Source organism: Microbacterium sp. MYb72, from assembly GCF_002979415.1.
GTDB lineage: Bacteria > Actinomycetota > Actinomycetes > Actinomycetales > Microbacteriaceae > Microbacterium > Microbacterium natoriense.
The window spans coordinates 1-9,767 of the sequence record NZ_PCOT01000055.1 but is presented as its reverse complement, the minus strand read 5'-3'; the positions used below and the strand labels follow the sequence as shown (position 1 = coordinate 9,767).

Sequence of the window (9,767 nt, the reverse complement as noted above, 5' to 3'; positions counted from 1 at the left end):
GGGGCGGGCGCGCTCCCCCGCGCCCTCGCGCGCCCGCCCCCACCCATAGCCATGGAGCTTCCATGGAGAGCCTGCGGCGGCTCCGGCGTGCTGATCTTCGTGCCGCGAAGGTCGACCTTCAGCGGGTGCAGCAGCAGGATCCACTCGACGGTCTCCCGCGAGTCCGGATCCGGTGCGAGATACGTCGTCAGGAAGCCCGACTCCGTCAGCACGACCAGGTGCTCGAACACCTCGTCCGGCGTCAGATCGAGCGTCGGGTACATCAGCGCCGAGATCCGCGCCGGGTTCAGTAGCCCCCGACCCAGCGGGTCGAGGTTCAGCCACAGCCACATCGCCGAGGGCTTCGCGACGTCCGGCACGTGCGCCAGCGTCTCGAAGTCGGCGGGGCTGATCATGCGTTGCTTGGTCGACATCGTTCCCTCTCGCGAAGCCCTCGATGCACCTGTCGAGAGCGAAATTCAGATCCTCCGGCTGCACGGTGAAGCACTCCGTGAAGCCCTTCCCGCCCGGCCCGAGCACGTCCTCGGCATCCGCCCACGACTCGAACGCGGCCGGGAACCACCGCCGCAGCACGCGCAGCGCCTCCCGCTCCCACGACGCATCCGTGCGGCGCTGGCAGACGATCGGGTACCAGCCCCGGTCGAGCCACCGCTGCACCCGCGACCACGCCCATGCGCGGCCGATCTTCAACGTCATCGACTCCGGATGCCAGACGACGTACGTCATCGCGAACCTCGGCATCGCGCTCATGCTGTCGCCGCCTCGGCGACGAGCATCCCGCGGATCTCGCCGAGCAGTTCCATGACCTCGGCGTTCGTCCACTTCAGGTCAGGTCGGTTGTCGTCGTTCGCGTAGACGGTCTGGTCGATGAACCCGAGCGTCGCGTCGCGCTGCGCGTCTGCAGCGCCCTTCGCCCCAGCCCAATCGACGACGGATGCCGCCACATCGGCGATGCGAACCACGACGCCGATCGGGTGCACTTCCGCGTGCTCGACGCCGACGCGGTCGGCCTGCCGACTGATCGCCACCATCAGGTTGACGAGGTCTCCCTCAGCAGTCATCGTTTCCTCGCTTTCTTCGCAGGCGTGAAGTCGCCGCGACGCTGACGGTGCGGTTCGGACGTCTTGGAGCAGAGGCCGAAGGCGTCGAGACGGTTCACGATCTGCCCGCACAGGCGGCACGCCGGCTTGCCCTCGTGGACCATGTCGACGATGCGGAGACGCTCGAGCGTGACCTCGCGGTTCGCCGCCCAGTCCTTCTCCTCGACGTCTGCTGGCGCCGCGGCGAGCACGGCGCTCATGCCGCGTCCTGGATGAGTTCGGCCTCGCGTTCGCGCTGCCACTGCTTCTCGAACTTCGCGAACGTGACCCGCGGGTGCGTCTCCCAGTGCTCGACGAGCTCCTCAGAGGCGTACGCGAGCGCGCGGCGCTCGTTCCCCATGAACAGCGAGGACGGGTCGATACCCTTCTCGCGGCCGCGAGCGTTCAGCATCGCACCGCGCGTAGCCTCCTCCGCGGCGACGAACTGCGCATAGAGCGTGTCGTCGTACTCGGCACGGCACTCCCGCCACGCGTTGAATGCCTCGCTGATGATGCTCACCGCTTCACCTCCGGTCGCACGCTTCGGATCTTCTCGAAGGGAACCCGGTCGACCCAGGAGTAGCCGGTCTCAACGGACACGGTCTTCGCATTGACCTTGCGCACCTGGCGCCACGAGATCCCGTCGTGGATGAACTCAGCGCCGGCCAGGTCATCGCGCGTGAAGTGCACTCGCTCCGCTTCGGCGATACGCCGCTCGAGCGACCCGACTCGGTGCGACCACTTCTGGATGCGCTCGTCGGCCTCCTGGTGGGCACGGTGAGCGCGATCGTGGGCACCGCGAACCTGACCTGCGGCCCTCTGATTACCCGACCCGCCGAAGCCCGGGATGCCGCCGCCCATCTCGTGCGCGGAGCCAGACAGGCGCTCGGCCTGCTCTTTGGCATGCTGTGCCGCCTCGAGCCGATCGCGCGAGTACGCGAGCTTTGCGCGCATCTCGTCCGTCGCCATGTTCATGCGATCACCTCATGCCAGGCCAGCCACTCGGCGCCGTAGACGCTGCAGCCCATCTCCATCGCGACGGCACGCGAGATCTCGATTCGGAAGAGTCCTTCGAGTCGGAACCAGGCCCGGTCGAGCGGGTAGTACACCGGCACGAGCTCGGGGCGACGCACCCACGCGCGCACCTTCCAGCCGCTCCGTAGCGCCTCCGTCTGCATCTCTGCCTCGCACTCCCTGTTATGCCTGTGGCAGAGAGTGAGCCCGTCAACGGGAGCAGGCAGGATCTTCGATCCACCGGCACCGACGCGGCGGCGGTGCTGGAATTCGAGGGTCGTCGGGTTGCCGCACGTCACGCAACGGTGACCGTCGCGGAGGTAGACGCCCTTGCGGGTCTTCTCGGTCGGGCTCGCCATCAGGGTGTCCTCCGGTGCCAGTTCGAGGTCATCCCCTGGATGCCCTTGTTCGTGTTCATCAGGCCGAAGTGCTTCCGGCCGAGTGCGCGATTGATGTCCTCGGCGTGGTGGAAGACGGCTTTCGTGTGCAGCAGTGCGGCGTGCGCGTCGGACGCATCGAGCTCGGACATCGCTCGCGCGATCGTCACCGATCGGATGGTCTCGCCGTGCTTCGCGAGCGCGGTGTTCTGCACGTTGCTGTACTCGACTTCGGCGTCGTACCGGGCATCGTTCACAGCGCGGAGGAAGTCTGCGATCGCGAAACCCATGTCTTCGAGGTCGCGCAGCAGCGCATCCAACTCGAGCGGCGTGTCCGGCCGGCGCGGTCGCAGCATCTCCGCCTGGTCACGCAGCTGCTCCCACTCCGCGTCGAGGTCGCGGACCTCACCCGTGGCGGTCTCGACGAGGATCATCGACGGCCGCCCTTCTTGCGGGATGCCTTGCGGCGTGCGGCACGGTTCTCCGACGGGCGGTAGTCCTGCGGCTCGCGGCGCTTCGGGGTGGCGGGGGTCCGCTCGGCGCTCGCCGGCGTCGCCCATGCGTCGCCGCCGATCTCGTCGCGCCTGGCGTCCATTCGCTGTTTGAGCGGCAGCGTGACAGCGCGCGCGAGCCGGGCTTCGGCCCGCACCGCGTTCAGCTCGTCGATGGTCGTCGCTCCGTTCACGCGGGCGAGCCAGTCGATCGCCTCGACGTCATCCGACGCGGGCGTCGGCGCCGACGGCGCCGGGAGCGCGTCGAGGTCGTCGGGCTCGCGGCGGTCGCCGAGCACGTCCGCGAAGGTGCGGCGCAGTGCGGCGCGGAGCGTGTGTGCGCCGAACAGCACGTGCGGGCGTGCCAGCCAGAGCGAGCGCCACCCCTCCTCTGCGGGCACGACCTCGTCCCACAGCTCAGGTGCGTGAGTCGGCTCAGCCCATCCGGCACGATGCACGCGAGCGCGCGCTGCGATCGGGTGTGCACCGTCGGTGAGGTCGAAGATCAGCGGGTGCCAGGTGACACCGTCGGCTGTGAACTCGACGTTCACGCCGCGCAGCTCGCCGGTCTTCGTCGCGATGGTGAGGTATCCCTGCAATGTCTGCTGCACTGCCTCTTCTGTGATCTCGGTCATGCCGACACCGCCTTCGGGAGGGTGATGCGCAGCGCGGGCTTGGCGTAGGTGACCTTCGGGTAGAGCGTCGCCGCGACCTCTTCCGTCGCCTTCACCGCGGCGCGCGTGGTGTCGAAGTCGGCGAATGCGATCGGTTCAGCCGCCGCCCATCCGCTCTCGTCGATGCCGACGCGGCGGCCGGGCCGCGCCAGGATCACGGTCGAGTCGTCGCCGTGCTTCCATCCGGTCTTCATCGCATCGGGGAACTCGGCTTCGAGCAGCGCGGTGAACTCTGCACGCGCTGCGACCTTCGCCGCTTCCGCCGCCTTCGCGACGCGTTCGGCCGCGATCATCGATACCTTCGCCGCTTCGAGCTCGGGGCTGATCTGCTCGACGGGCGCACCGTCATCGATCCATCCGAGGAAGGCATCTGCCGCGGCGACGAGTTCGTCGATGCGTGCCTGGTCGCGCTCGACGATCCGGAACTGCGGGTCTTCGGTCGGTGCTCCGCCGTCCGCGCCCGTTACCTCCCATCCGTACAGCCACTCATCGAGGCCGAGCACGTGCATGCCGAACTGCATCTGGTCGTAGTGATCGGCGGGGATCACGCGCGTCGGCATCGTCCAGCCGTGCTTGTGGCTCTTCACCTCGGCGCCGCGGATACGCCCGTCGGGGAGGATCTGGAATCCGTCGGGTGTCGCGAGGTGGCGGCGGTTGGATGCCGCTGCCCAGACGTGCCGGTTCGGGTAGATCTTCGACTCGGTCGCCCACTCGAGGTCGGCAAGGACCTCGGGCTCCCGTTGGTGTCCGCGCTCGGTATGCACGGTGCCGCGGAACGTCGAGCCGTTGAGCTTCTCCGACAGGATGCTGCTCCACGTCGTGGGCGAGAGCTTCGGCACCTCGGACGCGGTGACGCCTTCGGCGCGGGCGTCGAGCCATTCCACCTCGTTGTCTTGCGAAGCGACGCGGACACCGGACACGGCGTGATCGATGGCCTGCGGGCTCATTCGGCACCGCCGAGGCGGGGTGCATCGATAGCGAGCGGCGCGTCCGACTGGATGTAGTCGAGCGACGTTTCGACCATCACGCCGTCGGTCGTAAAGAAGAAGATCCCCGGATCTCCGACGCCATAGGTGCCGTCATCCTTCGCCGAGTCGACGTTGTAGAGGTCACTCGAGCCGTTCCACGGCTTGATCAGATCCTCCTCGGGAGCCAGCTGACCGGCGGAGGAGCTGATCTTCCCCTTCGTCACGTAGTAGCCGATGATGTCGCCAAACGACATCAGGTACAGGTAGCGGATCGCGTTCGGATCCTCCTCGCGCTTGAGACGCTCCTTGAGGTTCTGGATCCCGAGCGAGTTGTCGAGCGTGGTCTGATCCTGCTGGTTCTCCCGCTCCTCCCAATCGCCCGATGCCCCGCACCCGACGAGAGACACGGTCAGCGCAGCGGCGACGAGGCCGGCGGTCAGTTTGTTGCGGTTCATGGTTACTCCTTGGTGCACGTGGATGCGTCGATGGACGCGGGAAGGTCGGATGCGCGGAAGTCCTCGCGAAGGAAGTTCCGGGCGTCGGCGTTGTAGTCGGCGACGAGGGACGTGCAGTAGCCGATCGTGCCGAGGTAGGTCTGCTGCAGGGTCTTGTCGTCGGGGGCCGCGATGTGCGCTGTATAGGCGGCGTCGAGGCGCACGAGCGTGGACTCGTACTCGGCGTAGTTCTCCTCGAACCTCGCCTGAGCGTCGAGCCAGTTCTCGGCACTGTTGCGCTGGACGACGCCTTCGCCCTGTCCGCGCACATGGGAGGTGGCAACGTTCAGCCACCACATGCCCGCGCCGATCACGAGGCTGATGATGATGAGAGCGAGCACCCATCGGAACGCGAGCGATCCGACTCGACGTGCCTCTCGGCGTTCTTCGCGATACCAGTCGTTCATGTTCAGTCCTTCCCAGGGATGAATGCGGCGACGAGAATCGCCAGGCTGATGAGGACGCCGAGGTCGGCGCCGTTGAACCCCGTGCTCGGATCAGCTGCGGGCGGACCGCAGACGGCCGCACCGAGGAGCGCGACGACGACGAACGCCATACGCCACGGCTCGAGCGGCCAGAGCCTGCGGCGGTCGGTCGCGATCGGACCGACGATGGCCGGCGCGGTGCGCTCTGCGACGCTGAGGTGCATGTCGGCGGTCATCGGGGCGAAGTCGTCCACCGGTTCGACGTTCTCGTCGGTATCCTGTGTCTGAGGCATGTGCTTGCCTTTCGTTTTGGTGGGGCGTCCGTTGCAGCGGGCGCCCCGCTTTCGTGTGTGGGGTCAGTGAGGGATGGCGAGGGTGCCGTGCGCGCCGAGCCAGGCGGCGAGGCCGTCCCAAAGGCGGGCCTCGCCCTTCGGCGTGAGGCGGGTCGACACGGCGGTCTGCGTGCCGCGGGTGTTCGTGCCGAACGTCGTGCGGTGCGCGCGCGCCCATCCGGCTTCGATCGCCTGCGCGGTCGGCTGGTTGTGGCGAACGGACGCGGTGCGGATGATGATGCCGAGGCGGCCCGCGTGGTCGAACACGTCCTGGTGCCGGACCTTCACGCCGGGGAACTTCTCGGCACAGTGCGCCTTGAAGTCGTTCGCAAGATCCCCGATCGTGCGCAGGCCGTCGGCCTGACGGAACGTCTCGGCGTGCGCGGCGACCGGCTCAAGTTCGGCGACGCGCGTCTCGAGCACCTCGACTCGGCGCGCGGTGATCGCGAGCGCCTGGTGCACGATCTCGTCTTCGGTCAGCGCCGGCGCGTACGAACCCGTGCGGACCACCTGCGGGAGCACTTCCTCGAACGCCCACCGCTCGAACCGCTCCGCCGACGGGAGGCGGCTGCCCGCGATCATGCGCAGCAGATCCGGCTCGCCGATGACACGGGCGAGCTGCGCGCGCCCCATGCTGTCTTCGATGGGGTGGTGAACCGCCACCCCACGGCAGTGCTGCTTGATCGCGTTCGTCGTATCCGCATAGCCGAGCGCGGCCGCGACGTCACGCGCCACGAACCGCGGCATGCCATCGATCACGACGACGCGCACATCGGCGCCGTCGAAGCCGAACACCTCGAGCGCGCTCACGGTGTCACCTCGCGCAGCGAACCTGTGACGACGAGCATCGGCACAGAGCCGAAGTTGTCGTACTCCCGGAACACGCGGTCCTGGTCCGGAGTGCTCGCCCGATCGCGAATGAAGGGCTCGACCTCCTGGTCGCGGGACGCGGTGAACTCGACGTCGCGATAGAAGCGCTCACCGTGCCGAGTGCCGGTCGTCGCTCCGACGTACCGCCGACCCTTGATCAGCGCGCTCATCGTCCGTTCCCCACTCCGTCGAGGCGGTCGAGGCGGCTGAGATCCGGCTCGGTCGGGGCATCCGTCCCCACGGTGCCCCGACCGGCGGAACCCGACTCCCCAGCGGGCAGACCGGCACCCCAGCGGCCGAAATCGATGAGCAGCTGCGCGAGCCGCCAGATGACGAGGCCAATCACGCCGGCCAGGCTGACCAGGTCGACATGGCCACCGACGGTCCACCCGAAGGAGAGCGCGGCCAGGGCGAGCCCGAACCACTTCGCTGCGATGGCGAGCCAATTCACGACTGCCCCCTCGTGTTCACCAACGTCGAGCGCAGGTACGCGTCCACATCCGAGCGGGCGTACACAACCGTCTTCACTGAGGGCTTCGCGTAGCGCGGACCCGTTCCGGCGTCACGCATGCGCTGCAGGAGAGTGACCGTCATCCCAGGGATGAACTCGCACACCTGGGCCGGTGACAGCCATTCAGAAGACACCGCGCCTGAGCGAGTCGGCATCGCGGTGACGTTCCCCATCAGGCGACCGCCTGCTCGAAGAAGTCATCAGGCAGCAGCGAGGCTGTCGGAACGCGGAGCGCGACCGCGATGCGGTGAACCTCGCCGACAGTGAAGTCTGCGCCGCCGTCGAGCTTTCGATTCAAGGTGGTGAGGGCGATCGCGGCCTTGCGGCCGACCCATGTAGGGGTACGCTCGGCGGTTTCGATAGCCGCCTTGATTCGCGTCGCAACTTCGATCGTGGTGTTCATATGGAAACCGTAAGCCTCCGTTTGCACACCTGTCAACTCCGTTTGAAAACTAAACTTCCGTTTTGACTACCAATGGTGCACAGAGCAGTGTTAAGGTTCACGTATGGCAAACACCGGAGACCCCTTCAACGCAGCAGTCGCCGCGGAGCTCCGCGCGCAGCGAGGACGGATCAAGAAGACCGTCGACGCGCTCGTGCGTGAGACCGGCCTGTCGAAGAGCGCCGTCCTCAACTACCTGAATGACAAGCGCGACATCCCCATGCCCGCACTGTTCGCACTCTGCCGCGCCCTTGGAATCCCGGCGGTCGATGTCATCGATGTTGCCGAACGCGCCGCCTCTGCTGCTGATGTCACCGGTCAGCGGCAGGATTACGATCTGGTCGCGAACGACTCGATCAACGAGTTCCCCGAGGGCAACGACGCCGACTACGACCACGCTTGAACATGCACTACCGAGGGGGTTCCGCATGGATGTCTGGAAGCTCGCCGACGATCTCGGCCTGACCGTCCGCGAACGCCGCGGAACTCACCGCAGCGGATACGCGCCCAACGACAACCACATCGACCTGTCGCCGGGAATGCGCGGTCGCGTGCTTCGTGGTGTCATGTGCCACGAGATCGGGCATCACGTGCTCGGGCACCATCCAACCGAGTTCGGTCTCATGAGGAAGCGACAGGAGTTCACCGCGAACGTCTGGGCCGCTCACACGCTCATCACCCCCGAGGCATACGCCGACGCCGAGCGACACCGAAACGGTCACGTGACCTCGATGGCGATCGAACTCAACGTGCCCGACGAGCTCGTGGTCGTGTACCAGCGAACGTTGCTCCGCACCGACCATGCGACCTACGTCCGCCCGCGCATGGGAACCGCACAGTTCACGCACCGCGTCGAGGTGTCGGCGTGAGCGGTTCCATCACCCCGTACGACACCGCGGCGGGCAGGCGATACCGCGTGCGCTACCGGAAGCCCGACAAGTCGCAGACCGACAAGCGCGGATTCCGCACGAAGAAGGCGGCCGAGCTATTCCTCGCATCGGTGACCGTATCGAAGGCCCGCGGCGAGTATCTCGATCCGGCACTCGCGCGGGTGACCGTCGGGCAGCTGTACGACACATGGATCATCGGCAAGAAGTCACTCAAGCCGTCGGCATTCGCGCAGCTTCCGATCGCGTGGAGACTGCATGTCGAACCGAAATGGGGCACGCGTGAGGTTGGCGGCATCCTGCCGTCCGAGGTGCGGACGTGGGTCACGGAACTCACTCAGGAAAAGCCCGACGGCACGAAGGGGCGCAGCGCCACCGTCGCACTGCGCGCGCTCGGTGTACTCGCCGGAGTTCTCGACGTCGCCGTCGACGACCGGCGCATCGCCCGCAACCCTGCGCGCGGGATGAAGAACCTGCCACGCAAGCCGAAGCGCAAGGCTGGGCGCGTCTACCTCACGCACGACCAGGTGCACACCTTGGCCGCCGAGTCGGCGCGCCCCGAGCTCGTGCTCACGCTCGCCTACACCGGGCTGCGATGGGGCGAGGCGGCCGCTCTGCGCGTTCGCAGCGTCAACCTGCTGCGCCAGCGACTGCATGTCGAGGAGAACGCCGTGCAGGTCGACGGAGTGATCCACGTCGGGACGCCGAAGACCTGGCAGATCCGATCGGTACCCTTCCCGAAGTTCATCGCGCCGCTGCTCGAGCGCGCCTCGCGTGGCAAGGGCCCCGACGATCTCCTCTTCGGAGACGGGACGAACCACCTCCGTCCGCCCCGCTTCGGCAACGGATGGTTCGAGGGCGCGGTCTCTCGAGTTCAGGCCCGAGACGACCAGTTCCCGAGGATCACGGCGCACGACCTCCGGCACACAGCCGCGTCGCTCGCGATCGCCGCCGGCGCGAACGTGAAGGCCCTGCAGCGGATGCTCGGCCACGAGTCGGCCGCGATCACTCTCGATGTCTACGCCGACCTGTTCGACGACGACCTCAGCGCCGTGTCGGCGAACCTTGAGACCGCCGCCCGCGCGCAGAGTGTGGGCAAATCGTGGGCAGCACTCCTCGCCTAGATACGACAAAGGCCCGCATCCCCAGTGTTTCCAAGGGGATGCGGGCCTTCGTGTGCGGAGCCGACTACGGGACTCGAAC

General features: G+C 67.3%; 20 protein-coding genes. 4 read left to right on the top strand and 16 right to left on the bottom strand.

Annotated features, from left to right (window positions below; all coding sequences use genetic code 11):
* On the bottom strand, positions 1–413 hold a 413-nt coding region (locus tag CQ047_RS18330; protein ID WP_219844657.1), incomplete at its 3' end, for a hypothetical protein.
* A 65-nt stretch (positions 414–478) separates the two neighbouring features.
* On the opposite strand from CQ047_RS18330, the gene CQ047_RS18755 reads away from it, so the two are divergent.
* Positions 479–805, top strand: a complete 327-nt coding sequence (locus CQ047_RS18755) for a hypothetical protein (RefSeq protein WP_146114401.1) — start codon at positions 479–481, stop codon at positions 803–805.
* Here the strand turns inward: CQ047_RS18755 and CQ047_RS18325 are convergent.
* The 15 genes from CQ047_RS18325 to CQ047_RS18250 all read right to left on the bottom strand — a co-directional run bounded on the left by CQ047_RS18325 (position 747) and on the right by CQ047_RS18250 (position 7,638).
* Positions 747–1,061 carry a hypothetical protein gene (locus tag CQ047_RS18325; protein ID WP_105677467.1) on the bottom strand — a complete coding sequence of 105 codons (315 nt, stop codon included), beginning with the start codon at positions 1,059–1,061 and terminating at the stop codon, positions 747–749. The two genes, CQ047_RS18755 and CQ047_RS18325, sit on opposite strands and share 59 nt — an antisense overlap.
* Complete coding sequence (locus CQ047_RS18320; RefSeq protein WP_105677465.1) at positions 1,058–1,300, bottom strand: hypothetical protein; 243 nt, start codon at positions 1,298–1,300, stop codon at positions 1,058–1,060. Before CQ047_RS18320 ends, CQ047_RS18325 begins: the two co-directional genes overlap by 4 nt.
* On the bottom strand, positions 1,297–1,599 hold the full coding sequence (locus tag CQ047_RS18315; RefSeq protein ID WP_105677464.1) for a hypothetical protein: 303 nt from the start codon (positions 1,597–1,599) through the stop codon (positions 1,297–1,299). The genes CQ047_RS18320 and CQ047_RS18315 overlap by 4 nt, the downstream gene beginning before the upstream one ends.
* On the bottom strand, positions 1,596–2,048 hold the full coding sequence (locus tag CQ047_RS18310) for a hypothetical protein (protein WP_105677462.1): 453 nt from the start codon (positions 2,046–2,048) through the stop codon (positions 1,596–1,598). Before CQ047_RS18310 ends, CQ047_RS18315 begins: the two co-directional genes overlap by 4 nt.
* Before the next feature lie 2 nt (positions 2,049–2,050).
* Positions 2,051–2,452 (bottom strand): hypothetical protein, encoded by a 402-nt coding sequence (locus CQ047_RS18305; RefSeq protein ID WP_105677460.1) that lies wholly within the window; start codon positions 2,450–2,452, stop codon positions 2,051–2,053.
* Positions 2,452–2,904, bottom strand: a complete 453-nt coding sequence (locus tag CQ047_RS18300; RefSeq protein ID WP_105677458.1) for a hypothetical protein — start codon at positions 2,902–2,904, stop codon at positions 2,452–2,454. Before CQ047_RS18300 ends, CQ047_RS18305 begins: the two co-directional genes overlap by 1 nt.
* Positions 2,901–3,596 carry a hypothetical protein gene (locus CQ047_RS18295; RefSeq protein ID WP_105677456.1) on the bottom strand — a complete coding sequence of 232 codons (696 nt, stop codon included), beginning with the start codon at positions 3,594–3,596 and terminating at the stop codon, positions 2,901–2,903. Before CQ047_RS18295 ends, CQ047_RS18300 begins: the two co-directional genes overlap by 4 nt.
* Positions 3,593–4,582, bottom strand: coding sequence for a YqaJ viral recombinase family protein (locus CQ047_RS18290; RefSeq protein WP_105677455.1), 990 nt, complete (start codon positions 4,580–4,582; stop codon positions 3,593–3,595). Before CQ047_RS18290 ends, CQ047_RS18295 begins: the two co-directional genes overlap by 4 nt.
* A complete protein-coding gene (locus CQ047_RS18285) occupies positions 4,579–5,058 on the bottom strand; it encodes a hypothetical protein (protein WP_105677453.1) in 480 nt (159 codons plus the stop codon). Before CQ047_RS18285 ends, CQ047_RS18290 begins: the two co-directional genes overlap by 4 nt.
* 2 nt (positions 5,059–5,060) lie before the next feature.
* Positions 5,061–5,504: a hypothetical protein gene (locus tag CQ047_RS18280; protein ID WP_105677452.1), complete on the bottom strand. Its 444-nt coding sequence runs from the start codon at positions 5,502–5,504 to the stop codon at positions 5,061–5,063.
* A 2-nt stretch (positions 5,505–5,506) separates the two neighbouring features.
* The gene (locus CQ047_RS18275; protein WP_105677451.1) at positions 5,507–5,815 is read right to left on the bottom strand and encodes a hypothetical protein; all 309 of its coding nucleotides are present in this window, start codon (positions 5,813–5,815) and stop codon (positions 5,507–5,509) included.
* A gap of 63 nt (positions 5,816–5,878) precedes the next feature.
* A complete protein-coding gene (locus tag CQ047_RS18270; RefSeq protein WP_105677449.1) occupies positions 5,879–6,664 on the bottom strand; it encodes a phage antirepressor KilAC domain-containing protein in 786 nt (261 codons plus the stop codon).
* On the bottom strand, positions 6,661–6,894 hold the full coding sequence (locus CQ047_RS18265) for a hypothetical protein (RefSeq protein WP_105677448.1): 234 nt from the start codon (positions 6,892–6,894) through the stop codon (positions 6,661–6,663). Before CQ047_RS18265 ends, CQ047_RS18270 begins: the two co-directional genes overlap by 4 nt.
* Positions 6,891–7,175, bottom strand: coding sequence for a hypothetical protein (locus CQ047_RS18260; RefSeq protein WP_105677447.1), 285 nt, complete (start codon positions 7,173–7,175; stop codon positions 6,891–6,893). Before CQ047_RS18260 ends, CQ047_RS18265 begins: the two co-directional genes overlap by 4 nt.
* A 232-nt stretch (positions 7,176–7,407) precedes the next feature.
* Positions 7,408–7,638, bottom strand: a complete 231-nt coding sequence (locus CQ047_RS18250) for a helix-turn-helix domain-containing protein (protein ID WP_146114400.1) — start codon at positions 7,636–7,638, stop codon at positions 7,408–7,410.
* Positions 7,639–7,741: 103 nt separating this feature from the next.
* Here CQ047_RS18250 and CQ047_RS18245 point away from each other — a divergent pair, with 103 nt between their 5' ends.
* Genes CQ047_RS18245 through CQ047_RS18235 form a run of 3 tightly spaced genes read left to right on the top strand, consistent with a single transcriptional unit; the run spans position 7,742 to position 9,688 of the window.
* Positions 7,742–8,080, top strand: a complete 339-nt coding sequence (locus CQ047_RS18245) for a helix-turn-helix transcriptional regulator (protein WP_105677441.1) — start codon at positions 7,742–7,744, stop codon at positions 8,078–8,080.
* A 25-nt stretch (positions 8,081–8,105) separates the two neighbouring features.
* Positions 8,106–8,546 carry an ImmA/IrrE family metallo-endopeptidase gene (locus CQ047_RS18240; RefSeq protein WP_105677439.1) on the top strand — a complete coding sequence of 147 codons (441 nt, stop codon included), beginning with the start codon at positions 8,106–8,108 and terminating at the stop codon, positions 8,544–8,546.
* Entirely contained in the window at positions 8,543–9,688 is a 1,146-nt protein-coding gene (locus CQ047_RS18235; RefSeq protein ID WP_105677438.1) for a tyrosine-type recombinase/integrase, read from the top strand. Before CQ047_RS18240 ends, CQ047_RS18235 begins: the two co-directional genes overlap by 4 nt.
* The last annotated feature ends 79 nt before the right edge of the window (positions 9,689–9,767 follow it).